This window comes from Bacteroidota bacterium (assembly GCA_016713765.1).
Lineage (GTDB): Bacteria > Bacteroidota > Bacteroidia > AKYH767-A > 2013-40CM-41-45 > Pollutiaquabacter > Pollutiaquabacter aromativorans.
Genome location: JADJON010000003.1, coordinates 353,816 through 376,884 on the forward strand (window position 1 = coordinate 353,816; position 23,069 = coordinate 376,884).

The 23,069-nt window shown below is 54.2% G+C and carries 25 protein-coding genes and 1 pseudogene; 11 read left to right on the forward strand and 15 right to left on the reverse strand.

The features are described 5' to 3' along the window. Positions 1-71 precede the first annotated feature (71 nt). A complete protein-coding gene (locus IPJ96_12220) occupies positions 72-1,472 on the forward strand; it encodes a T9SS type A sorting domain-containing protein (protein MBK7911094.1) in 1,401 nt (466 codons plus the stop codon). A gap of 52 nt (positions 1,473-1,524) precedes the next feature. Here IPJ96_12220 and IPJ96_12225 read toward each other — a convergent pair whose 3' ends face one another. Further along, complete coding sequence (locus tag IPJ96_12225; GenBank protein MBK7911095.1) at positions 1,525-2,820, reverse strand: pyruvate dehydrogenase complex dihydrolipoamide acetyltransferase; 1,296 nt, start codon at positions 2,818-2,820, stop codon at positions 1,525-1,527. Between the two features lie 52 nt (positions 2,821-2,872). Then, positions 2,873-3,868 carry a pyruvate dehydrogenase (acetyl-transferring) E1 component subunit alpha gene (gene pdhA / locus IPJ96_12230; GenBank protein MBK7911096.1) on the reverse strand — a complete coding sequence of 332 codons (996 nt, stop codon included), beginning with the start codon at positions 3,866-3,868 and terminating at the stop codon, positions 2,873-2,875. A gap of 161 nt (positions 3,869-4,029) precedes the next feature. On the opposite strand from pdhA, the gene IPJ96_12235 reads away from it, so the two are divergent. The 10 genes and pseudogenes from IPJ96_12235 to IPJ96_12280 all read left to right on the forward strand — a co-directional run bounded on the left by IPJ96_12235 (position 4,030) and on the right by IPJ96_12280 (position 14,379). Further along, positions 4,030-5,163, forward strand: coding sequence for a DegT/DnrJ/EryC1/StrS family aminotransferase (locus IPJ96_12235; GenBank protein ID MBK7911097.1), 1,134 nt, complete (start codon positions 4,030-4,032; stop codon positions 5,161-5,163). Positions 5,164-5,200: 37 nt separating this feature from the next. Further along, entirely contained in the window at positions 5,201-6,511 is a 1,311-nt protein-coding gene (locus tag IPJ96_12240; GenBank protein ID MBK7911098.1) for a UDP-glucose/GDP-mannose dehydrogenase family protein, read from the forward strand. A 10-nt stretch (positions 6,512-6,521) separates the two neighbouring features. After that, a complete protein-coding gene (locus IPJ96_12245; protein ID MBK7911099.1) occupies positions 6,522-7,490 on the forward strand; it encodes an SDR family oxidoreductase in 969 nt (322 codons plus the stop codon). Between the two features lie 74 nt (positions 7,491-7,564). Continuing rightward, the gene (locus tag IPJ96_12250; GenBank protein MBK7911100.1) at positions 7,565-8,143 is read left to right on the forward strand and encodes an N-acetyltransferase; all 579 of its coding nucleotides are present in this window, start codon (positions 7,565-7,567) and stop codon (positions 8,141-8,143) included. Positions 8,144-8,145: 2 nt separating this feature from the next. Beyond that, complete coding sequence (locus tag IPJ96_12255; protein MBK7911101.1) at positions 8,146-9,183, forward strand: Gfo/Idh/MocA family oxidoreductase; 1,038 nt, start codon at positions 8,146-8,148, stop codon at positions 9,181-9,183. 34 nt (positions 9,184-9,217) lie between these two features. Further along, on the forward strand, positions 9,218-10,507 hold the full coding sequence (locus IPJ96_12260) for a nucleotide sugar dehydrogenase (protein ID MBK7911102.1): 1,290 nt from the start codon (positions 9,218-9,220) through the stop codon (positions 10,505-10,507). Between the two features lies 1 nt (position 10,508). Next, positions 10,509-11,540 carry a UDP-glucose 4-epimerase GalE gene (gene galE, locus IPJ96_12265; protein ID MBK7911103.1) on the forward strand — a complete coding sequence of 344 codons (1,032 nt, stop codon included), beginning with the start codon at positions 10,509-10,511 and terminating at the stop codon, positions 11,538-11,540. Further along, positions 11,537-12,611, forward strand: a pseudogene (gene rfbB, locus IPJ96_12270) (dTDP-glucose 4,6-dehydratase). The gene galE and the pseudogene rfbB overlap by 4 nt, the downstream one beginning before the upstream one ends. A 23-nt stretch (positions 12,612-12,634) precedes the next feature. Continuing rightward, the gene (locus tag IPJ96_12275; protein ID MBK7911104.1) at positions 12,635-13,627 is read left to right on the forward strand and encodes an SDR family oxidoreductase; all 993 of its coding nucleotides are present in this window, start codon (positions 12,635-12,637) and stop codon (positions 13,625-13,627) included. 68 nt (positions 13,628-13,695) lie between these two features. Beyond that, complete coding sequence (locus IPJ96_12280) at positions 13,696-14,379, forward strand: capsular biosynthesis protein (protein ID MBK7911105.1); 684 nt, start codon at positions 13,696-13,698, stop codon at positions 14,377-14,379. A gap of 5 nt (positions 14,380-14,384) precedes the next feature. On the opposite strand, the gene IPJ96_12285 is transcribed toward IPJ96_12280, so the two are convergent. From IPJ96_12285 to rplO, 13 genes are all read right to left on the reverse strand, one after another. Next, a complete protein-coding gene (locus IPJ96_12285; GenBank protein MBK7911106.1) occupies positions 14,385-15,002 on the reverse strand; it encodes a hypothetical protein in 618 nt (205 codons plus the stop codon). A gap of 1 nt (position 15,003) precedes the next feature. Continuing rightward, a complete protein-coding gene (locus IPJ96_12290; GenBank protein ID MBK7911107.1) occupies positions 15,004-15,630 on the reverse strand; it encodes a DUF4136 domain-containing protein in 627 nt (208 codons plus the stop codon). A 20-nt stretch (positions 15,631-15,650) separates the two neighbouring features. Beyond that, entirely contained in the window at positions 15,651-16,766 is a 1,116-nt protein-coding gene (gene carA, locus IPJ96_12295; GenBank protein ID MBK7911108.1) for a glutamine-hydrolyzing carbamoyl-phosphate synthase small subunit, read from the reverse strand. Between the two features lie 110 nt (positions 16,767-16,876). Then, complete coding sequence (gene rplQ / locus IPJ96_12300; GenBank protein MBK7911109.1) at positions 16,877-17,425, reverse strand: 50S ribosomal protein L17; 549 nt, start codon at positions 17,423-17,425, stop codon at positions 16,877-16,879. A gap of 57 nt (positions 17,426-17,482) precedes the next feature. Then, positions 17,483-18,484 (reverse strand): DNA-directed RNA polymerase subunit alpha, encoded by a 1,002-nt coding sequence (locus tag IPJ96_12305; protein ID MBK7911110.1) that lies wholly within the window; start codon positions 18,482-18,484, stop codon positions 17,483-17,485. A gap of 64 nt (positions 18,485-18,548) precedes the next feature. Beyond that, the gene (gene rpsD, locus IPJ96_12310) at positions 18,549-19,154 is read right to left on the reverse strand and encodes a 30S ribosomal protein S4 (protein MBK7911111.1); all 606 of its coding nucleotides are present in this window, start codon (positions 19,152-19,154) and stop codon (positions 18,549-18,551) included. 44 nt (positions 19,155-19,198) lie between these two features. Then, complete coding sequence (rpsK, locus tag IPJ96_12315) at positions 19,199-19,606, reverse strand: 30S ribosomal protein S11 (GenBank protein MBK7911112.1); 408 nt, start codon at positions 19,604-19,606, stop codon at positions 19,199-19,201. Between the two features lie 9 nt (positions 19,607-19,615). Continuing rightward, complete coding sequence (rpsM, locus tag IPJ96_12320) at positions 19,616-19,993, reverse strand: 30S ribosomal protein S13 (GenBank protein ID MBK7911113.1); 378 nt, start codon at positions 19,991-19,993, stop codon at positions 19,616-19,618. 36 nt (positions 19,994-20,029) lie between these two features. After that, positions 20,030-20,146, reverse strand: coding sequence for a 50S ribosomal protein L36 (rpmJ, locus tag IPJ96_12325; protein MBK7911114.1), 117 nt, complete (start codon positions 20,144-20,146; stop codon positions 20,030-20,032). Positions 20,147-20,185: 39 nt separating this feature from the next. Continuing rightward, positions 20,186-20,407: a translation initiation factor IF-1 gene (gene infA / locus IPJ96_12330; protein MBK7911115.1), complete on the reverse strand. Its 222-nt coding sequence runs from the start codon at positions 20,405-20,407 to the stop codon at positions 20,186-20,188. A gap of 4 nt (positions 20,408-20,411) precedes the next feature. After that, a complete protein-coding gene (gene map, locus IPJ96_12335) occupies positions 20,412-21,209 on the reverse strand; it encodes a type I methionyl aminopeptidase (protein MBK7911116.1) in 798 nt (265 codons plus the stop codon). A gap of 50 nt (positions 21,210-21,259) precedes the next feature. Further along, positions 21,260-22,618, reverse strand: a complete 1,359-nt coding sequence (secY, locus tag IPJ96_12340) for a preprotein translocase subunit SecY (protein ID MBK7911117.1) — start codon at positions 22,616-22,618, stop codon at positions 21,260-21,262. Continuing rightward, the gene (rplO, locus tag IPJ96_12345) at positions 22,615-23,067 is read right to left on the reverse strand and encodes a 50S ribosomal protein L15 (GenBank protein MBK7911118.1); all 453 of its coding nucleotides are present in this window, start codon (positions 23,065-23,067) and stop codon (positions 22,615-22,617) included. The genes secY and rplO overlap by 4 nt, the downstream gene beginning before the upstream one ends. Between the last annotated feature and the right edge of the window lie 2 nt (positions 23,068-23,069).

The following is a 23,069-nucleotide window of genomic DNA, read 5'->3' on the forward strand; positions in this document are numbered from 1 at the left end:
TAGCGATAAAGTATGTTAAAGAAGGCCCGTCCATTGGACGGGCCTTTTACTTTTACGGAAAATCCTCTGCCATGAAACATCTTCTCCTCTGCCTGCTGCTCGTTGCAAGCGTTCTGCCCGCCCGATCACAATGGATCGGCGCGGTGGAAGACACCATCACCCATAACGCCCTGCGCGAAGAGACGCGTCGACAATCGCTCGCCATCGACGACAACAACACGATTCATCTACTATACGTACGCGACACAGGCGGCGCCTGGGAACTGGTCTATCACAAACGTCCCAATAACAGTGCCTGGGGACCGGAAGAATCGGTCACCACCGCTACGGTTGCTAACGCAGCCTTGGCGGTGGACCGCGCAAGTGGTCATGCCTATGCCGTATGGGAACAACCAGGAATTACGGGTACCGATATCCTGTTGGGAGAAGAAACGGGGGGTGTTTGGTCCAACCAACCGGTGACCTTTGGCCTGCATCAGAACATGGATCCAGCCATCTCCGTGGATGGACAGGGTAAGGTGCATGTTGCCTGGGTCCGGCAAGATTCAAACGGCGACTATTACATTGCTTATGCCACAAACCGAAGCGGCTTTTGGGAAGAATCGATCCTCAGCGCCAGTACACTCGGACCGTTCGGCAGTGGCGCAACGCCCGCCATCGTTGCCGATCAGATCGGTCGGGTACACATCGCGTACCGCGGAGGAAACTTCGGCACCTACCGCATCCATGTGGCCTATAACACCGCCCCGGGCGACACCAACTGGCAGTACCGCATTCTCACCACACCGAACGCCGAGGACCTGAGTTGCAGCCTGGCGATCGACCGCGATACGACCATTCACCTGTTGTCAAGCGGCAACGACGGCTTCGGGTTTCCAACGCATGCACATTATATGACCAAGGCTGCCGGTGCGCCCAGTTTCAATCCGGCAACTCCGGTAGCGACCGGCTTCAGTGCCGGGGTTGGCGATTTGTTTGTGACCCCGACCGGTGACGCGCATGCGGTGCTCGACGAGATCTCCGGCAACATCTACACCGGCAATGTACTCTACGCCAATGCCGCAGGAGGCTGGAATGCCTCCTATCTTCTGCAGAACGCCGGCAACTATGGCTGCAACCTCGTGCTTGATGAACAAGGATTCGGGTACTGTGCCGTGTACGCGGGCAATACCTTTAACGATCAGGAAATCGTGGTGTATGGACGAAACTTCGGTACCGGCATCAAGGATCCGGACGACCTCGGCACACGACTACAGGCCAGCCTGACTCACGGAGAGCTGAAAATCCGGTTGGAACAAGGCACCTTAAGCCGCGTCAGCCTCATCGGCCTGAATGGACAGCGAATTTTCACGGAGGACACAAGTCCAGACGCATCCTTTAGCAAATCACTCCCAGAGCTTGCAAGCGGGGTGTACATGATCGAAGTCCGGGTCGACAATCAGACTATCCGACGAAAACTGATCAACGAATAAAAAAAGAGCCGGTCAAATCGACCGGCTCTTTCGTTTCAACGCGTGGGTTTGATCAGATGGAGGCTTGTCCGAGCAGCACGACCGGATTCTCCATCAGGCCTTTGAACGTACGCAGGAAGTCGGAACCCGTAGCACCGTCGACTACACGGTGGTCACAACTGAGAGTGACCTTCATGACATTGCCCGGAACGACCGCTCCGTTCTTGACAACCGGCACCTGGCTGATACCACCCACCGCCAGGATGCAGGCATCCGGGGGATTGATGATGGCGGTAAACTCCTCGATGCCGAACATCCCGAGGTTGGAGATGGTAAAGGTGCTTCCTTCCCAATCCGCGGGCTGCAGTTTCTTCTCCTTGGCGCGTTGCGCATAGGCTTTCACTTCCGTGTTGATCTGGCGGAGCGTCTTGCTGTCGGCAAAACGAACAACCGGTACCAGTAGGCCTTCCTCGACGGCAACGGCAACACCGATATTCACATGATGATTGATCCGGATGGTATCGCCCAGCCAGGAAGAATTGACTTTCGGGTGCTGGCGCAAGGCCGCTGCCGCAGCCTTGATGACGAAATCGTTGAACGATACCTTCGAGCCGGTTACCGCATTGATGCTCTCGCGTGCGGAGATCGCGGCATCCATGTCGATGGAAATCGTGAGATAGAAATGCGGGGCAGTGAACTTGCTTTCACCGAGACGACGTGCGATCGTCTTCCGCATTTGCGAAACAGCGATCTCTTCGAAACTTTCCTGTGTCAATGCTCCGACAGCGGCAGCGCCGCTGGCAACGAACGGTCCCGGCTTGAACCAGTCGATGTCGCGCTTGACAATGCGGCCGTGTTCGCCGGATCCCTGCACCTGGGAAAGGTCGATACCACGCTCATTCGCCAGTCGCTTCGCAAGCGGAGAAACTTTCATGCGCTGGTCGCCATTCGAGCTTGCGGCAACAGGAGCAACCGGACGTGCCGGTTGCGGAGCAGGTGCGGGTGCCGGTGTGCTGACAGGAGCCGGTTTCGGCGCAGGAGCGGCGGCGGCAGGAGCAGCCGGTTGGGCTACCGGAGCCTTGACGACCGCTTTGGCCGCTTCGGCATCGAGCAGTGATTGGTATTCTTCGCCCGCTTTGCCCAGTACGGCAAGTACGCTATCGACCGGTGCGGCCTTCCCTTCGGAAACGCCCTGGTACAATAACACACCTTCCTGGTAAGACTCGAATTCCATCGTAGCCTTATCGGTCTCAATCTCGGCAACCACGTCGCCGGGTTTAATGGAATCCCCTACTTTTTTAAGCCACTTGGCGACCACGCCTTCGGTCATCGTGTCGCTCATCTTGGGCATCCGTACGATCTCTGCCATCGTTTGCTTTAGCTTGCTGGTGGTCATTCGTCAGTAACGAACGACACGTGAATCATTCTTTGATATAAGGATAATCAGCCTGAACGTAAACGTCCGTATACAATTCCGCCGGGTCCGGCCAGGGCGATTCCTCCGCAAATTTTACCGAATCCTCTACCGTATCGCGCACGCGGGTGTTGATCGTTTCGATCTCCGCTTCGGTCGCGTACTTCTTGGAACGGATCGTGATCAACACCTGTTCGATCGGATCTTTCGCCTTGTACTCTTCTACCTCTTCCTTCGTCCGGTACTTGGCGGGATCGCTCATCGAATGACCCTTGTAACGGTAGGTATTGATCTCAAGCAGGTAAGGACCCTTTCCTGAACGCGCGTGATTCACGGCGCGTTCCATGGCTTCGTGAACCGCTTCCACACTCATTCCGTCGACCGGCTCGGAGGGCATATCGTACGAAAGACCGAGCTTATACAGTTCCTGCACGTTGCTGGTCCGTTCGACGGACGTACCCATCGCGTAGTTGTTGTTCTCGATAATATACACGACCGGAAGCAACCAGGTCATGGCCATGTTGAAGGCTTCGTGCAAGGCACCCTGGCGCGTGGCGCCGTCGCCCATATAGCAAACGGTGACGTTTTTCGTTCCCAGGTATTTTTCTGCGAAAGCGATACCGGCGCCCAGCGGGATCTGTCCGCCCACGATGCCGTGTCCACCGAAGAAACGGTTCTTGGCGTCGAACATGTGCATGGAGCCGCCCTTCCCTTTGGAACATCCGGTGGCCTTGCCGTACAGTTCGGCCATGACCGCCCGTGCACTCGTGCCTTTGCCCAGTGCATGCGCATGGTCGCGGTAGGCGGTGATCATGTTATCGTCGGGTTGCAGCACACTCATCGCACCCGCTACCACGGCTTCCTGCCCGATGTAGAGGTGACAGAATCCTTTGATCTTCTGCATGCCGTACAGTTGTCCTGCACGCTCCTCGAATCGTCTCATGAGCAACAGCTCTTCGTACCACTTCAGGTATTGCTCTTTGGTGAATTTGCTTTTCGCCATAATCGGGTCTGGACAGTCGGCAAAGATAATCGGAAATCAAACTAAAAAGCGGCCTTTCTCCATTCGAAAAAGCGTGCAACTTGAATGTTAACTCTTGACATTCAACATAATACAGGGAGGGCCGAACATTCCGTATATTCGGCCTCCTTTTATATCGGCGAATGAAAAAAATTCAAATGGTCGACCTGATCGGCCAATACGAGAAGATCCAACAGGAGATCGATAAAGCGGTGCTGGATGTCATCCGTTCCTCGGCATACATCAACGGGCCGGAGGTAAAGGCGTTCCAGGCTGAGCTGGAACAATACCTCGGCGCGAAGCATGTGATCAATTGCGCCAACGGCACCGACGCCCTCCAGATCGCCATGATGGCGCTGGACCTCCAGCCCGGCGATGAAGTCATCACCGCCGATTTCACCTATGTGGCAACCGCCGAAGTCATCGCGTTGCTCAAGCTCAAACCAGTACTGGTCGATGTGAACCCCGATACATTCACCCTTGATCCGGCGGCGGTGGAACGTGCGATCACGCCGAAGACCAAGGCGATTGTGCCGGTTCACCTGTTCGGCCAGTGCGCGCCCATGGAGGCGATCATGGATATCGCCCGTAAATACAAGCTGTACGTCATTGAAGATACCGCGCAAGCCATCGGTGCAGATTATTATTTCAAAGATGGCTCAAAGCAAAAAGCGGGTACCATCGGAACCATCGGCTGTACTTCATTCTTCCCGTCTAAAAATCTGGGTTGTTACGGCGACGGCGGCGCGCTCTTCACCAACGATGACGAACTCGCGAAGAAGATCCGCATGATTGCCAACCACGGTCAGTCGGTACTCTATTACCACGATGTGGTCGGCGTCAATTCACGACTCGACTCCATCCAGGCGGCCATCCTGCGCATTAAGTTGCGTCATCTCGACGAATATGCTGCCGCACGTCGCGCGGTGGCCGATCGTTATGATCTGGCTTTTGCGAACAACCCGAAAGTGAAAACTCCGGTACGGGCTCAATGGTCCGACCACGTTTTCCATCAGTACACACTCGTTCTGAACGGTGTCGATCGCACGAAACTTCGTGAATACCTAGCCTCGAAGGATATCCCCGCCATGATCTATTACCCGGTTCCGCTGCACCTGCAGAAGGCGTATGTTGACCCGCGGTACAAGGCCGGCGATTTTCCGGTTACCGAACATTTGTGCGCGAATGTGATCTCGCTGCCGATACACACCGAGTTGAGTGCTGAAACACAGGACCTTATCATTCAGGAAGTCCGCTCTTTTTTAGCAACTTCCTGATCGGAATCGAGTAAAAAAGGCTTTTAAATAGCTACCCATGAAAATTGCCGTCGTTGGTACCGGTTATGTCGGCTTAGTCACCGGCACGTGCTTCGCGGAAACCGGTAACCACGTGGTATGCGTCGATATCGACGCATCGAAAGTCGCGCGTATGCAGCGTGGCGAAATCCCGATTTACGAACCGCACCTGGATGTCTTGTTCGAACGTAACATCAAACAAGGCCGACTCAGCTTCACCACGGACTTGTCGGAAGGTATCCGCGATGCGCAGATCATCTTCCTGGCTCTTCCTACACCTCCCGGCGAGGACGGCTCGGCCGACTTGAAATACGTTCTCCAGGTCGCCGGGCAACTCGGCGGACTCATGCGCGATTATAAAATCATCGTAAACAAGAGCACCGTTCCGGTCGGGACCGCCGAAAAGGTCCGAACAGCTATCGCGGAAAAAGCTACTACGGAATTCGATGTCGTATCCAACCCTGAATTTCTCCGGGAAGGGTTCGCCGTCGATGATTTCATGAAACCGGATCGTGTCGTGATCGGGACCAGCTCGGAACGCGCACGCAAGCTGATGGCGGAATTGTATGCCCCTTTCGTTCGACAGGGTAACCCGATCTACTTCATGGACGAACGCTCGTCCGAACTGACGAAGTACGCTGCCAATGCATTCCTCGCCATGAAGATCACCTTCATGAACGAGATCGCGAACCTTTGCGAAAAAGTCGGCGCGAACGTGGACGCTGTTCGCATCGGAATCGGCGCCGACGACCGGATCGGGAAACGCTTCCTCTTTGCCGGCATCGGCTATGGCGGCAGTTGTTTTCCGAAGGACGTGCAGGCCCTCGAGAAGATCGCCGAAGACGCGCGCTACGACTTCCGCAGCCTCGATGCGGTGATGGCCGTGAACGAAGACCAGAAATTATCCCTCATCCGAAAGGTGAAAGGACTCTTTCCGGAAGGTCTGCGGGGAAAGAAGGTGGCCATGTGGGGACTCGCCTTCAAACCGGATACCGACGATATACGCGAAGCTCCTTCTCTTTATATGATCGAAGCGCTGCTCAGGGAAGGCGCAAGCGTATCGGCGTTCGATCCGGAAGCGATGGAGAATGTGCGCAAACAGATCGGAGATAAGATTCAATACGGTAAGGATGAATACGACGTACTTGACGGCGCGGATTTTCTCATCATCGCGACGGAATGGGCGGTCTTCCGTACACCCGACTTCGAACGCATGGCCCGGTCGATGAAAGCCAAACTCATCTTCGACGGACGCAATCTCTACGACCTGAACAGCATCCGCGAACGCGGATTCACCTACTACAGCATCGGCCGGGAACCGGTGCTGTGACCGATCCACCATGAAACGCGTACTCATCACCGGCGCGGCCGGTTTTCTCGGTTCACATCTGTGTGACCGTTTTTTGAAAGAAGGATACTTCGTGATCGGGATGGACAACCTGATCACCGGCGACCTGAAGAACATCGAGCATCTGTTCAAGGAAAAGAACTTCGAGTTCTACCACCACGATGTTTCAAAATTCGTCTTCGTCCCCGGTCAGCTCGATTACATCCTGCACTTCGCCTCACCGGCCAGTCCGATCGACTACCTCAAGATCCCGATCCAAACGCTGAAAGTCGGTTCGCTGGGTACGCACAACCTCCTCGGACTCGCACGGGTGAAGAATGCCCGTATCCTGGTAGCCTCCACATCGGAAGTGTATGGCGATCCACTCGTCCATCCGCAACACGAAGATTACTGGGGACACGTCAACCCGATCGGTCCGCGAGGCGTCTACGACGAAGCGAAGCGCTTTCAGGAAGCGATCACGATGGCGTACCATACCTTTCACGGAGTCGAGACGCGCATCGTTCGCATCTTCAATACCTATGGCCCGCGCATGCGCCTGAACGACGGGCGTGTACTCCCCGCTTTCATCGGACAAGCCTTACGGGGTGAAGATCTGACGATCTTCGGCGATGGCAGCCAGACCCGTTCGTTCTGCTATGTGGACGATCTGGTCGAAGGCATTTATCGTTTACTACTCAGCGACTATCACCTCCCGGTCAACATCGGAAACCCCGACGAGATCACAATCCGCGACTTCGCCGAAGAGATCATCCGCCTTACCGGAACCAATCAGAAGGTAGTCAATCACCCGCTTCCACAGGACGATCCCAAACAACGTCAACCGGACATCACCCGTGCCCGGGAAGTGCTCGGATGGGAGCCCGGGATCGACCGTTCTGAAGGCCTGCGCCGGACTTATGAGTACTTCCGCGGGCTGAGTCCGGAAGAACTCCGGAATAGCGCCCACAGGTTCGCTTGATCATATTTACATAATTGATTATCAGAATAATACATTCCTTCCCGATTTCGTAACTTAGCGGGAATAAGCAGACTATGGATAAGAACTACTTCGCTCACGCGACTGCGGTGGTCGACGACAAAGCGGTAATTGGCACCGGAACGAAGATCTGGCACTTTTCGCACATCATGGATGGAGCCACAATAGGCGAGAACTGCAACATCGGACAGAACGTGGTGATCTCACCCGACGTCACGCTCGGAAAGAATGTCAAGGTTCAGAACAACGTATCAATCTATACCGGCGTGACCTGTGCCGACGATGTATTCCTTGGCCCATCCATGGTCTTCACAAACGTCAACAATCCGCGCAGCGCCATCACGCGCCGAAACCAATTCCTCAAAACGCATGTGGGTACAGGCGCGACCATTGGGGCCAATGCGACGGTCGTGTGCGGACACAACATCGGTGAGTTCGCGTTCATCGGTGCGGGAGCCGTGGTAACGAAGGATGTTCCTGCCTACGCGCTGGTAGTCGGCAACCCCGCCCGGCAACTGGGCTGGATGAGTGAATACGGTCATCGCCTGAAGTTCGATGCCAACGGCATTGCCGTTTGTCCCGAAAGCAAACAGGAATATAAATTGGAAGGCAATAAGGTTCGTCGCATCAAGTGAGCATCATCGATTCAAACAAACGCGTCCGCTTCGGAGTAGTCGGTGCCGGCCACATCGGAAAACGGCATGCGGAAATGATCCGCAGGAACGGCGAATCCGAACTTGTCGCCATGTGCGACGTTCGACCACAGTCGGAGGTTCAGCTGGATCCTTCCATCCCGCTCTACCCCTCGCTCGAGGCCATGCTCGAAGCCCATCCGGATCTGGATGTCATCAATGTATGTACCCCGAACGGTCTTCACGGCGAACACACGCTGAAAGCGCTCGAAGCGCGCAAGCATGTCGTTATTGAGAAACCGATGGCGCTCACGGTAGCTGAATGTGAGAAGATCATCTTCAAAGCACTGCAGGTTTCCCGGCAAGTGTTCTGCGTCATGCAGAATCGCTATTCCCCTCCCTCTGTCTGGATCAAGGAACTGGTTGAGGCGGGCACGCTCGGTCGCATCTTCATGGTACAATTGAATTGTTACTGGAACCGCGACAACCGCTACTACACCGGAAAGAACTGGAAAGGAACACCCGACCTTGACGGCGGGACGCTCTTTACCCAGTTTTCACATTTCATCGACATCATGTACTGGCTGTTCGGCGATATCACGGAGATCCAGGCACGATTCGACGATTTCACGCACGAGAACCTCACCGCCTTTGAAGATTCCGGTCTGGTGAACTTCCGTTTCGTCAACGGCGGCATGGGCAGCATCAACTACTCGACCGCGGTTTGGGACAAAAACCTTGAATCGAGCATTACCATCATCGGCGAAAAAGGCAGCGTCAAGATCGGTGGACAATACATGAATGAAGTGGAGCGTTGTCATATCGACGGTTACACCATGCCGGAATTACCACCGGCAAGCCCCGCCAATGATTACGGAGCCTATAAGGGTTCTGCCGCCAATCACCACTTCGTCATCGAAAACGTTATCGACACCTTGAAAGGCCGCACGAGCGCCACGACCAACGCACTGGAAGGCCTGAAAGTGGTCGACATCATCGAGCGCATTTACGCTTTGCGCAAACTACCAAAACTCAATCGCTAAATACCTTTCGGAATTTTCCGGAAGAAGCATCCATATGGTTCAGGAATTACTCAAGAAAGAAAAAAAACTTGCCATTCTGGGACTCGGCTATGTCGGGCTCCCGATCGCGCTGGAGTTCGCCAAAAAGATCAAGGTCATCGGCTTCGACATCAACGAAGCCCGGTTGGATAAGATGCGCAATAGCATTGACCCGAGCGGCGAACTGGACACGGAAGCTTTCAACGGATGTGATATAGAATTCACCTCATCCATCGATAAACTCCGCGAGGCAAGTTTTTTCATCGTAACGGTACCAACGCCGATTGATGAGCACAACCTGCCCGACCTGAAACCACTTCTGGGAGCCACACGCTTTATCGGCAAAGTGCTCAAGAAAGGTGATTTCGTGGTGTATGAATCCACCGTCTATCCCGGATGCACCGAAGAGGATTGCCTGCCGATTCTTGAGGATGAATCAGGCCTGAAGGTCAACGCTGATTTCAAATTGGGATACTCTCCGGAACGTATCAATCCGGGCGACAAGGAACATACGATCACCAGGATCCTCAAAGTGGTTTCGGGATCCGACAAGGAAGCGCTCGATACGATCGCCTCCGTTTATGAGATCATCGTAAAGGCCGGAGTATTTCGGGCATCCTCCATCAAGGTCGCAGAAGCCGCCAAGATCATCGAGAACACGCAACGCGACGTGAACATCGCGCTGATGAACGAATTGTCCATCATCTTCAACAAGATGGGCATCAATACCTACGACGTACTTCAAGCCGCCGGGACCAAGTGGAATTTCATCCGCATGCAACCCGGACTCGTCGGCGGTCATTGCATCGGCGTCGATCCCTACTACCTGACCTACAAAGCGCAGGAACTCGGCTACCACGCCCAGGTCATCAACAGCGGCCGCTACGTGAACGACAGCATGGGTTTCTATGTGGCAAAGCAAACGGTCAAGAAGATCATCGCCGCGGGGAAAGATGTCTCCAAGGCCCGCGCCCTGGTCATGGGCGCCACCTTCAAGGAAAACGTAGACGATATCCGTAACAGTAAAGTCGCCGATGTGGTCAAGGAACTCCAATCCTACGGGGTGCAGACCGATGTAGTCGACCCGCGTGCCGATTCGAATGAACTTCAACACGAATACGGATTTGGATTACTGGAGAAACCTGGCACTGGATACGACGCCGTGATCGTAGCCGTTAACCATTCCGAATACCAACAACTCGACGAAGCCTACTTCCGCAGCCTCTTGCAACCGGACGGCCTGGTCGTCGATATCAAAGGCATGTACAAAGGAAAGATCCAATCCATCAACTACTGGAGTCTCTGACATGAACATCCTGGTTACAGGCGGAACCGGTTACATCGGCTCGCACACCGCGGTCGAATTGATCCAACGAGGGTACAATGCCATCCTACTCGACAACCTCAGCAATTCCCGCGAAGAGGTGGTGCACGCCATTGGAGAAATTACAGGAAAAAAAATCGATTTCTTTAACATCGACCTCTGCGACAAAAAGGAACTCGACAAGTTCTTTTCGGTTTATAAGATCGATGCGGTGATCCACTTTGCCGCCTTCAAAGCGGTAGGCGAATCCGTCGAAGATCCGCTGCGGTACTACCGCAACAACCTGGAATCGCTGATCAATCTGCTGGAGATCTACCGCGATCGCGGACTTGATAATTTCCTCTTCTCGTCTTCCTGTTCCGTGTACGGTCAGGCATCCAAGCTGCCTGTTTCTGAAGATGCCCCCCTGCTGAAAGCGGAATCACCTTACGGCAACACTAAACAAATCGGAGAAGAGATCTTGGCCGACACGATACGGGTCAGCAAATTCCGTGGCATCGCCCTCCGCTATTTCAATCCCGCGGGTGCCCACCCCAGCGCATTGATTGGTGAATATCCGCTTCAGGCACCGAACAATCTGGTGCCCGTCATTACTCAGACCGCAATCGGTAAACGACCCGGCATGACCGTTTTCGGAAGCGACTACGATACTCCGGATGGCACCTGCGTCCGGGATTATATACATGTGGTGGATATCGCCCGTGCGCATATCGCCGCTATGGAACGTCTCATCCAGCGCAAGAATAAAGTACCGTTTGAGATCTTCAACCTGGGCACAGGAACCGGATTTACCGTTCTGCAAACCATCCAGGCCTTCGAAAAAGTGACCGGGAAACCACTCAACTACACCCTGGGGCCGCGTCGCCCTGGCGATGTGGAGAAAGTCTGGGCCGACACGACGCTTGTTAGCAAAGAACTTGGCTGGAAAGCGGAGCTCGGCATCGAAGAGATCATGCGTTCCGCCTGGGCGTGGGAGCTTCGTTTGCAGGAAGAGTCAAAAAAACAATTGGCATGAAGAATTTCCAACGACAGGTGCTCGTCACGGGCGGAGCAGGATTTATCGGCTCCCACGTTGTCAGACTGCTGGTAAACAACTACCCACAGTACCGGATCATCAATCTGGACAAGCTGACCTATGCGGGCAACCTGGCCAATCTCCGCGATGTAGAAGATCTTCCAAACTATTCGTTTGTCCGGGGCGATATCGTCGACGGGGATTTCATCCAATCCCTATTCGATCGCGAACAGATCGATGCGGTTATTCACCTCGCAGCGGAATCGCATGTCGACCGCAGCATTGCCAATCCGATGGACTTCGTGATGACCAACGTGGTCGGAACCGTCAACTTACTGAATGCCGCCCGACACGCCTGGAAGGATGCTCCGGAGTCAAATGATCGCAGGATATTCTATCACGTTTCCACCGATGAAGTGTACGGCACGCTCGGCGAATCCGGAATGTTCACGGAAACGACTCCGTACGATCCGCATAGTCCATACTCGGCTTCCAAAGCCGGCTCCGACCACCTGGTCCGGGCCTACCACGACACCTTTGGACTTCCGGTGGTGATTTCCAATTGTTCGAACAATTACGGCCCCTTTCAATTCCCGGAGAAACTCATCCCACTGGCCATCCACAATATCAAGAACAACCGGTCCATACCGGTTTACGGAAAAGGGGAGAATATCCGCGACTGGCTCTTCGTGGAAGACCACGCTCGGGCAATCGACCTCATTCTCCACAAAGCGGCCATCGGATCCACCTACAACATCGGTGGGCACAATGAATGGAAGAACATCGATCTCATCCGCCTGCTCTGCAGGATCATGGATAAACAACTGAAGCGCCCCGACGGCACCTCGGAAAAACTGATCACCTTTGTGAAGGACCGTGCGGGTCACGATCTGCGATACGCGATCGACGCATCCAAATTGAAACACGATTTGGGTTGGATGCCCTCCCTTCAGTTTGAAGAAGGATTGGAAAAAAACCGTAGCCTGGTACCTGGCCAATGAAAACTGGATGGAACAAGTCACGTCCGGAGACTACCTGCATTATTACGAACAACAATACGCCGGCCGCTAACGGTTTATCCGCCCTCCCACTCCATGTATTCATCTCCTTTCCATCCCGGTTCGTTGCGCGATACCAGCTTTCTGGTCACCGGAGGCTCCGGCTTTATCGGTTCGAATATCGTCCATTACCTGGTTCGACATCAGGCGGGAAAGATCCGCATCCTCGACAACCTGCTGACGAGTTCCATAGCCAACCTTGAACCCTATCTGAATCTTCCCAACGTGGAATTCATCGAAGGCGACATCCGGGATCTCGATACCTGCCACAAAGCCTGCAAGGGAATCGACCTGGTCACACACCAGGCTGCCCTCGGTTCCGTCCCTCGTTCCGTCCGGGATCCGCTGGCCACCCATGCGATCAATGCAACCGGATTCCTCAACATGCTCATAGCCGCGCGTGACGCCGGCGTGAAACGCTTCGTTTATGCCAGCAGCAGTTCCGTGTACGGTGATCATCCGGTCTTACCAAAGCGGGAAGATGAAACGGGAAATCCGTTATCACCTTATGCTGTCAGCAAGAAGACGAACGAGCTCTATGCCCGGGTCTTCGCCGAAACCTACGGTATGCAGATCATGGGGCTGCGCTACTTCAACGTCTTTGGCCCTAACCAGAGCCCCGACGGTCCCTACGCGGCGGTCATCCCGCTTTTCATGAAAGCCGCCTTGGATAAGACCGCTCCGAACATCGACGGCGACGGGGAACAAACACGTGATTTCACCTTCGTGGAAAATGCCGTACAAGCTAACATCCGTGCGCTGTTCACCCCTGATCCGGAGGCCAATAACCGGGTGTACAATGTAGCGATCGGTGAACGCATTACGGTGAACGAACTATACGACATTATCGCGGAACTGACCGGCAGTGAAGTCCGTCCGACCTACCGGGAACGTCGCGCCGGCGATATTCGCGATTCGCTCGCAGACATTTCGCTCGCTAAAAAACACCTGGGATACCAACCCACCGTCCGGATCCGCGAAGGCCTTCAACAGACACTGGCCTGGTTCCGTCAAACCGTCGGACAATGAGTCTCTGGAATCGGCTGACCGGTAAATCACGCACTCCCGAATTTCCGGAACTCACGGATTTCGCTTCAATCGGAACCGATATCCATTCCCACCTCATTCCCGGAATCGACGATGGTGTCCAGAACCTCGAAGAGTCCATCTCCATGATCCGACAATTGCGGGAATTGGGGTTTAAAAAGTTGGTCACCACCCCGCACATCATGAGTGATTATTTCCGGAACACACCGGAAACGATCCTGGGTGGTCTCGAAACCGTACGATCCGCCATTGTGCAGGAAGGCATCGACCTCACCATCGACGCCGCTGCGGAATACTATCTCGATGAAGTCTTCGTCCAACGCATCGAAGGCAATGAGCCGCTGCTGAAGTTCGCGGGCAACTACATCCTCTTTGAAGTATCTTATGTCAATCCGCCGGATAATCTCCACCGGATCGCTTTTGAACTGAAGATTCGCGGGTATTCACCCATTCTCGCCCACCCTGAACGTTATCCCTACTGGTACAATCGCCTGACCGAATTCGAGAAACTGAAAGAAGCCGGACTCCTGTTCCAACTCAACGCGAACTCATTGGCGGGATACTATGGCCCAGGGGCTAAAAGAATTGGCGAATGGATGATCGATCAGAACATGATTGACTTCATCGGCACTGACCTCCACGGAGAACGACACCTGGAAGCGCTCCGACGAGTTGTTCGGGAACGTTACTTCTGGAAACTGGCTTCGAACGGCGTAAAGAACAGCTTGCTCTAAGCTTTTCAGAATTGGCGGAATACAAAACCCAGTTGTACATCCCAGGACATCCAGTCCTTGTCACCGAGCTCCGCAGCTCCATTGGTTGCGTACAAGATTCCACTCGACAAGCTGATCATCAGCGGAAGATGTTGGGAGACCAATAAGCTCATACCGGCCTCGCCCTTGGCGGCAAATCCCCAGGATTTATATTCCTCCAGGAAGTCACCGTAATACAATTGTTGCAAGCTGTATTGCCCGCCCATGGAAGCGCGGGTCCAGGGAAAAAATCGGTTGCTTTTTCCAAAGTACCACTGCGCACAGGCCAGTAGCGGCAAATTGTATTGATAAGCGTAATAATCGGTCGTGATCGCGCTGTTACCGTTATCGAAATAATAGGTGGCGGTAGGCGTATAGGTATCGTAGGTTGACCATTCAATTTGCAGGCCGACCATCAGTGGTTTCTTACCGGGCTTTACCAGAAACTCGACTTGCCCGCCCGACACTGTAGTCCCCTCCACGAAGTCTCTCCCGATCGGTGTCGCGATATTCCAGGAAAGTCCGTACTGAGCGATCCAGTCGGATTGTCCCATGGAACGCGGTCCGGATAATATCAGCAATAGAAGAAGCAGGAAGCGCTGCATATCACTTCTTCAAATAGGGTGATTGACGAAAAGCCTGCTGGAAGCCGGCAATCGAGCGGTTGATGTTATAATTCTCGCTCCCCTCGAATGCGCCCAACAGTGTCGCTTCCCAAATGATCCGCAAAGCTTGCTGCTGATTCGCGTTTTTCAGATCGATCAGTTCGCAGATCACGGCCCCGCTGCTGACGGAATAATTCTGTACATAGTATCCGTACGTGTATGGATAATTGTAACCGTAATAGAAAGGATCAAAGTAACCGGGTGCACCCCACCAATAACCTACGGGGTAAACTGCGGAGTAATAATCGGTATTCTCGATGATCGTCAATTGCACAGCAAGGTCAGGGCTGGAATCGAGCGGCACCGATGAAAATCCACGGCTGATCAATTCGTTTCTGACACTCGATGCCAGATTCCCGGCGCCCGGTCCGGTCAGGATGCTGTCGTACGGATTGTCGTTGATATACGTGATCGTATCCGAAAGGAAGAAAGTTGAATAGGAACTGAAATCCGCGCCCGGATCCCGGTTCGTGAGGACCGTAAAGGTCTCTGCCAGTTGATCAGTCGCTGGTTCTTTTCTGCAGGAGGTAAAAAGTGCTAGTACCAGCGAAAAGAAGATCGCCGGCAAGATCCCGGAGTTACCGGGTATCAGGACTCGACCACGGCCTTGTCGATGCATTGGATAAAATCATCGAATAGATAAGAGCTGTCGTGAGGTCCGGGCGCGGCTTCCGGGTGATATTGTACACTGGACGCAACGCGGTCTTTCACACGGATCCCTTCGATCGTCCCATCATTCAGATTGACGTGCGTGATGTCGAGGTGTTTGGCAGCTTTGACGTCTTCGGCATTCACACTGAAGCCGTGATTCTGCGACGTGATTTCAGAACGACCGGTGATCAGGTTCTTGACGGGATGGTTGATACCCCGGTGCCCGTTGAACATCTTAAAGGTAGAGATACCGCAAGCCTCCGCCAGCAATTGGTGGCCCAGACAGATACCGAAGATGGGGGCATTATCTTCCAACATCAACTTGATCTCGGCGACCTGTTTCGGCATCACGGAAGGATCGCCAGGGCCGTTGGATAGCAGTATGCCATCGGGATTCCACGAACGGATCTCGCGGAAACTGGTATCGGCAGGAAATACCTGCAGGAAACTGTCACGCTCGACAAGATTACGTAGGATATTCTTCTTTACTCCGTAATCCATGACTGCAATGCGACGACGTGCGGAAGGGTTACCCAACGTATAGGGCTTCTTGGTCGTCACCAGACTCGACAATTCCAAGCCGGCCATGGAAGGTACCCCGGATAGTTGCTCCTTCAAGGCGTCAAGGTCCAGCACCGAGGAAGAGATGATACAGTTCATCGCTCCTTTATTGCGGATGTGACGGACGACTGCACGGGTATCGATATCACAAATGGCTACGACGGATTGACGGTCGAAATACTGCTGAATACTCTCGCTCGCACTCTTCCGGGAAGGCGTAACATTGAATCCACGACAGACCAGCCCGCTGATCTTGATCCCGTCACTTTCCACCTCGTCCGCATGGATGCCGTAGTTGCCGATATGGACATGCGTGGCCACGAGCACCTGTCGGAAATAGGATGGATCCGTAAAGATCTCCTGGTACCCGGTCATGCCGGTGTTAAAGCAAATTTCCCCAGTGGTGGTTCCGATGGCCCCGGCAGCATGGCCATAAAAAACGGTACCGTCCTCAAGGAGCAGTACCGCCGGTTTTCTTTCGATGTATCCCATCGGAATACAAAAGTACGGAATCCCGCGTCAAGCACGGCTCGTGTTAACAACTTCAAATAATGAAAAAAGGCCGGAATTCGCATTCCGGCCTTTTACAGGAGTTGATTCCCTTATTCTTCAGACTTCTTGTCGTCGGATTTCTTGGCGCGGCTGCGGGTAGCCGCCTTCTTGGCCGGAGCCTTCTTTTCCTCAGCGGCAGGAGCATCTCCTTCCGCGGTCGCCTTCTTCTTGGCACCGCCGCTACGACGGGTTCCTTTGGATTTCTTGGCAGGTGCTTCCTTGCCTTTGCCACCCAGGAGGGTGTTGAAATCCACCAGTTCCATCATGCACACTTCGGCATTATCGCCAGGACGGTTTTCCAGTTTGATGATGCGGGTATAACCACCTGCACGTTCAGCCACGCGGGGAGCGATCTCGCGAAACAGTTCAGCGACAGCCGACTTGTTCTGGAGATAACGGAACACCATACGACGGGAATGGGTGGTGTCGTCTTTCGAACGGGAGATGATCGGTTCCACATAGGAACGAAGGGCCTTCGCCTTCGCCAGGGTCGTATTGATCCGCTTGTGCAGGATCAGGGACGCAGCGAGGTTGGACATCAACGCATGGCGGTGACTGCTCTTCCGTCCAAGGTGGTTGATCTTGCGGTTATGTCTCATTTCAGTAGGGTCATTACGGCCTGTGGTTACGCAGGCGGATCGGTATTCGGTAAACGATTAGTCTTTCTTCTCTTTCTTCTCGAGGTACTTCGAGACATTCATGCCGAAGGTGAGATTCTTGGAACGGACCAGCTCTTCCAGTTCAGTGAGCGACTTCTTACCGAAGTTGCGGAACTTGAGGAGGTCGGCCTTGTTGTAGGAAACCAGGTCGCCCAGCGTCTCTACATCGGCTGCCTTCAGGCAGTTCAGCGCGCGAACCGAGAGGTCGAGGTCGACCAGCTTGGTGTTCAGCAACTGACGCATGTGAAGCGTATTCTCGTCGAGCTCTTCGGTCGGGGTCTTCTCCTTCGTCTCCAGCGTGATCTTCTCATCCGAGAAGAGCATGAAGTGGTGAATGAGGATCTCGGCCGCTTCCTTCAGGGCTTCTTTCGGATGGATCGAACCATCGGTCATGATCTCCATAACGAGTTTCTCGTAGTCGGTCTTCTGTTCGACACGATAGTTCTCGATGGCATACTTCACGTTTCGGATCGGCGTGAAGATGGAATCGACGAAGATGGTCCCGATCGGAGCGCTGTTGGTCTTGTTCTCCTCTGAAGGAACATAACCGCGCCCCTTGGCGATCTGGATGTCGATGGTGAGTTTCACCGAAGGTTCCATGTTGCAGATCACCAGCTCCGGATTGAGCACCTGGAACGCCGTGGTGAACTTGCTGATGTCGCCTGCCGTGAACTGGCTCTTGCCACTGACGGTAACCGTGACACGCTCGGTGTCGGTTCCGGAGATCTGCTGCTTGAAGCGAACCTGCTTCAGGCTGAGCACGATCTCGGTCATATCCTCGACAACACCTTTGATCGTCGAGAACTCGTGATCCACACCGGAGATCTTCACCGAAGTGATGGCGAAACCTTCCAGCGAGGAAAGGAGGATGCGACGAAGAGCGTTGCCGACGGTAATTCCATAACCCGGCTCAAGCGGGCGGAACTCAAACACGCCGGAGCGGTCGTCCGAGTTTACCATGATCACTTTGTCCGGTTTCTGAAACGCGAGGATGGCCATTGTATCGTTGGGGAGTTAAGTATTGTTTGATTGAACAGGTTGGATCGGATGCCCGATCGTCAGATTACTTCGAGTACAATTCGACGATGAGCTGTTCCTTGATGTTCTCCGGGATCTGGTCGCGTGCCGGCAGGTTCAACACCTTGCCGCTCATCGTCGACTTGTCCCAGTCAAGCCAGGAATGCTTGTTCACGTGACCCGTCACAGCTCCGGTAATGGCTTCCAGCGCCTTCGACTTCTCGCGAACCGCGACGACGTCGCCGGCCTTGCAGTTGAACGAAGCGATGTTAACCACCTTGCCGTTGACGGTGATGTGACGGTGTCCGACCAACTGGCGAGCGGCCCGACGGGTCGGGGCGATACCCAGGCGATATACGACGTTGTCAAGACGGGTCTCCATCAACTGGAGCAGGTTCTCACCCGTGATGCCCGTACGGCGGGATGCGCGATCGAAGATCTTCGCGAACTGGCGCTCGAGGATGCCATAGAGGAATTTAACCTTTTGCTTCTCCTGGAGCTGAACTGCGTATTCCGATTGCTTCGCACGCTTCTTGGTCTGGCCGTGCTGGCCGGGAGCGTAATTCTTGCGTTCGAGTGCCTTGTCCGGGCCGAAGATCGGCTCGCGGAATCGACGGGATACTTTGGATTTGGGTCCGGTATAACGTGCCATGAATCTTTGTTGTCAGGTGTTAGAGGATTGTACTTCCGGTCGGGTTAGACGCGACGACGGCCGGGAGCGCGACATCCGTTGTGAGGGATCGGGGTGATATCCATGATCTCGGTCACCTCAATTCCATTCTGGTGGAGGCTACGCATCGCTGCTTCACGTCCTGCACCCGGTCCGCGAACGAACACTTTCACTTTGCGGAGACCCATGTCGTGGGCCACCTTCGAAGCGTCCGCTGCTGCCATCTGGGCGGCGTACGGCGTGTTCTTCTTGGATCCTTTGAAGCCCATCTTGCCGGCGGAACTCCAGGAAATCACCTGGCCCGACTCGTTGGTCAACGAGATGATGATGTTGTTGAAGGTAGCGGTCACATAGGCGCGACCCGTGGCCTCCACTTTCACCACTTTTTTCTTGGCCGTCTTGGCGGCCTTCGCTGCGTTGGTTTGCGTTGCCATGATGATCAATTACATTTTAGATGCCTTCTTCTTGTTGGCAATGGTCTTACGTTTACCCTTACGGGTACGACAGTTGGTACGGGTGCGCTGACCACGAACGGGCAGACCGTTCCGGTGCCGCATGCCGCGGTAGCTGTTGATATCCACCAGACGCTTGATGTTCAGTTGCGTCTCCGAACGGAGCGCACCTTCCACCTTCATCTCGTTGATGATCGATCGGATCTTGTTGAGTTGGTCGTCGTTCCACTCCGACACCTTGGTGTTGAAGTCGATACCGGCTTCCCGGAGGATCCGTTGTGCAGAGGTGTGACCGATCCCGTAGATGTAGGTCAGCCCGATCTCTCCGCGTTTGTTTTTTGGTAAATCGATACCAGCAATACGTGCCATTATCTTGAGGAGTGTTTAGTTGTTGAAGTACAGGAATCAGCCCTGGCGCTGTTTGAAACGCGGGTTCTTCTTGTTAATGACATACAAGCGGCCCTTGCGTCGCACAATGATGCAGTCTACGCTGCGCTTCTTGATGGCGGGTTTTACTTTCATCGCTTTGTTTGCTCTTCATGATCCCGGATTAGGGGATCGTTATCGTTTATAGCGGTAAGTGATTCTTCCTTTCGTCAGGTCGTAAGGCGACATTTCCACCTTGACTTTATCCCCGGGCAGGATCTTGATATAGTGCATTCTCATCTTACCGGAAATATGGGCGATGATCTCGTGACCGTTCTCCAATTCCACGCGGAACATGGCGTTGGAGAGGGCTTCGGTGATCTTCCCGTCCTGTTCGATATTTGCTTGTTTGGCCAACTTGTCAGTTGATAACCTTAATGTTAGTATTCGTTTTGAGCGCTTCCTCCACGTAGTCGAAAGAACTCAGTATGTCTGCTTTTTCCTTGCCAATCGCGACCGTGTGCTCGAAGTGCGCCGACGGTTTGTTGTCCGCCGTCCGGATGGTCCAGCCATCCCGCTCGTGCACCACCCCCTTCGTTCCCATATTGATCATGGGTTCGATGGCGATGACCAGCCCTTCGCGCAACACCAGCCCACTCCCCCGCTTGCCGTAATTCGGCACCTCGGGTTTCTCGTGCAGGTGGCGGCCGATCCCGTGACCGACCAGTTCGCGCACTACGGAGTAACCGTTTGATTCAGCATACTCCTGAATGGCGGAGCTGATATCCCCGAGCCGGTTTCCCGCGACTGCTTTCGCGATCCCTTCGTACAGGCATTCCCGCGTGATGCGCAACAGGTTCAGGGTCGATGCCGCTACATCCCCTACCGGAAATGTATAAGCGGAATCTCCATAGAACCCATCTTTCAACACACCACAATCGACCGAGCAGATATCACCATCCTTCAATTCCGCCTTTCCCGGAATGCCATGTACCACCTGCGAATTCACAGAGATACAAAGGCTGTTGGGAAAGCCATTGTAATTGAGAAAGGCTGGAACGGCACCCTGGTCACGAATAAACGTTTCCGCGATCCGGTCCAACTCAATCGTCGTTATGCCCGGCCGGATGGATTTCGCCACCTCGGCAAGGGTCTTGGCAACAAGTAAAGAACTCTGCCTGATCAGTTCGATCTCTTCGAGCGTCTTATAGTACAGCATCGCTCTTGGTCGGCTCCCCGGATTTTTGACGCCCGGGAAACCTGATCAGGTTAAACAGCGGAAGCAACGGTCGAACGACCCTTGATCCGCCCACTCTTCATGAGCCCGTCGTAATGACGCATCAGCAGGTGGCTCTCAATCTGCTGAAGTGTATCCAGTACTACACCCACCATGATCAGCAGGGAGGTCCCGCCGTAAAAGTGAGCGAAGTTGTTGTTGACATTCAATAACATCGCAAAGGTCGGCAAAATCGCGATGAGGGCAAGGAAGATCGCACCCGGAAGCGTGATCTTCGACATGACGTCATCAATGAAATCCGCCGTGCTTCGACCCGGCTTCACACCCGGAATGAATCCGTTGTTCCGCTTCATGTCATCCGCCATCTGGTTCGGGTTGACGGCGATTGCCGTGTAGAAGTAGGTGAACAGGATGATCAGCGTAGCGAATACGAAGTTGTACCAGAACGAAGTGTAGTTTCCGAAGGTGGTCAGAATTCCCTGCGAAGCAGAGGACTCCGGGAAATACTGGGCGATCGTTGCCGGGATGAACATGATCGCCTGCGCGAAGATGATCGGCATGACACCGGCTGCATTCACTTTCAAGGGGATATACTGACGTACACCGCCGTATTGCTTATTGCCGACAATCTTCTTGGCGAAATTCACCGGAATGCGCCGCGTACCCTGCACCAGCAGGATCACGAAGGCAATCACGGCAGCAAGCGCTACCAGTTCGATCAGGAGCACGACCAATCCGCCACCCTGGTTCATGCGCGATGCGAATTCGTCGCGGAACGACGCGGGCAGTCGGGCGATGATGCCGATCATGATGATCAGGGAAATACCGTTGCCGATACCCTTATCCGTGATCCGCTCACCCAGCCACATCACGAAGATGGTCCCGGCCGTCAGAATGACGATGGAGGTCAGCCAGAACTGGAACGGCGACACCAATTCCGGATTGGATACGGAGATGATGGCCGAAGGAACCTGAGCCTGCAGGTTAACGATGTAACCAGGGGCCTGGAAGCCGGTGATGATCACCGTCAGCCAACGGGTGATATTGTTGATCTTTTTACGACCGCTTTCGCCTTCCTTCTGGAGCTTCTGGAAGTACGGAACTGCCATACTCAACAGCTGGATCACGATCGAAGCGGAGATGTACGGCATGATACCGAGCGCGAAGATCGACGAGTGCGAGAACGCGCCGCCGGAGAACATGTCGAGAAGACCCAAGACACCGCCGGACGTCTGCTGACGCAGGGCATCCAGTTGCAACGGATCCACACCCGGAAGCACAATGTGCGAACCGAGGCGGTATACCAGCAGGAACAGCAGGGTGTTCAGGATCCGGACCCGGAGGTCTTCGATCTTGAAGATATTCTTAATCGTCTGGATCAGGTTCTTCATGCCTCGATGATGGTCGTGGTTCCTCCTTTAGCTTCAATGGCGGCCTTTGCGGTAGCGGAGAAGGCGTGCGCCTTGACATCCAGCTTGGACTTCAACTCTCCGCGACCGAGGATCTTTACACGGTCACGCTTGCTGACCAATCCGCTCTCCAACAGGGAGGCGAAATCAATCGAACTGAGTTTCTTGGCTTCAGCCAGCTTCTGGAGCGTGTCCAGGTTGATGCCGTTGTATTCCTTGCGGAACGGATTCTTGAAACCGAACTTCGGAACACGACGCTGCAAGGGCATCTGGCCACCTTCAAATCCGCGCTTCGCGCTGTAGCCGGAGCGGGACTGGGCGCCTTTGTGACCGCGTGTAGCGGTACCGCCCATACCGGAACCGGTACCACGGCCGCGGCGTACGTTGTTTCGAACGGAACCTTTCGCAGGTTTAAGGGACGACAAATTCATGA

Excerpts from the sequence above, each read along its gene's own strand:
- IPJ96_12220 (MBK7911094.1), top strand. The coding sequence starts at position 72 with ATGAAACATCTTCTCCTCTGCCTGCTGCTCGTTGCAAGCGTTCTGCCC.
- IPJ96_12225 (MBK7911095.1), bottom strand. The coding sequence starts at position 2,820 with ATGGCAGAGATCGTACGGATGCCCAAGATGAGCGACACGATGACCGAA.
- pdhA (MBK7911096.1), bottom strand. The coding sequence starts at position 3,868 with ATGGCGAAAAGCAAATTCACCAAAGAGCAATACCTGAAGTGGTACGAA.
- IPJ96_12235 (MBK7911097.1), top strand. The coding sequence starts at position 4,030 with ATGAAAAAAATTCAAATGGTCGACCTGATCGGCCAATACGAGAAGATC.
- IPJ96_12240 (MBK7911098.1), top strand. The coding sequence starts at position 5,201 with ATGAAAATTGCCGTCGTTGGTACCGGTTATGTCGGCTTAGTCACCGGC.
- IPJ96_12245 (MBK7911099.1), top strand. The coding sequence starts at position 6,522 with ATGAAACGCGTACTCATCACCGGCGCGGCCGGTTTTCTCGGTTCACAT.
- IPJ96_12250 (MBK7911100.1), top strand. The coding sequence starts at position 7,565 with ATGGATAAGAACTACTTCGCTCACGCGACTGCGGTGGTCGACGACAAA.
- IPJ96_12260 (MBK7911102.1), top strand. The coding sequence starts at position 9,218 with ATGGTTCAGGAATTACTCAAGAAAGAAAAAAAACTTGCCATTCTGGGA.
- galE (MBK7911103.1), top strand. The coding sequence starts at position 10,509 with ATGAACATCCTGGTTACAGGCGGAACCGGTTACATCGGCTCGCACACC.
- IPJ96_12275 (MBK7911104.1), top strand. The coding sequence starts at position 12,635 with ATGTATTCATCTCCTTTCCATCCCGGTTCGTTGCGCGATACCAGCTTT.
- IPJ96_12285 (MBK7911106.1), bottom strand. The coding sequence starts at position 15,002 with ATGCAGCGCTTCCTGCTTCTTCTATTGCTGATATTATCCGGACCGCGT.
- carA (MBK7911108.1), bottom strand. The coding sequence starts at position 16,766 with ATGGGATACATCGAAAGAAAACCGGCGGTACTGCTCCTTGAGGACGGT.
- rplQ (MBK7911109.1), bottom strand. The coding sequence starts at position 17,425 with ATGAGACATAACCGCAAGATCAACCACCTTGGACGGAAGAGCAGTCAC.
- IPJ96_12305 (MBK7911110.1), bottom strand. The coding sequence starts at position 18,484 with ATGGCCATCCTCGCGTTTCAGAAACCGGACAAAGTGATCATGGTAAAC.
- rpsD (MBK7911111.1), bottom strand. The coding sequence starts at position 19,154 with ATGGCACGTTATACCGGACCCAAATCCAAAGTATCCCGTCGATTCCGC.
- rpsK (MBK7911112.1), bottom strand. The coding sequence starts at position 19,606 with ATGGCAACGCAAACCAACGCAGCGAAGGCCGCCAAGACGGCCAAGAAA.
- rpsM (MBK7911113.1), bottom strand. The coding sequence starts at position 19,993 with ATGGCACGTATTGCTGGTATCGATTTACCAAAAAACAAACGCGGAGAG.
- rpmJ (MBK7911114.1), bottom strand. The coding sequence starts at position 20,146 with ATGAAAGTAAAACCCGCCATCAAGAAGCGCAGCGTAGACTGCATCATT.
- map (MBK7911116.1), bottom strand. The coding sequence starts at position 21,209 with ATGCTGTACTATAAGACGCTCGAAGAGATCGAACTGATCAGGCAGAGT.
- secY (MBK7911117.1), bottom strand. The coding sequence starts at position 22,618 with ATGAAGAACCTGATCCAGACGATTAAGAATATCTTCAAGATCGAAGAC.
- rplO (MBK7911118.1), bottom strand. The coding sequence starts at position 23,067 with ATGAATTTGTCGTCCCTTAAACCTGCGAAAGGTTCCGTTCGAAACAAC.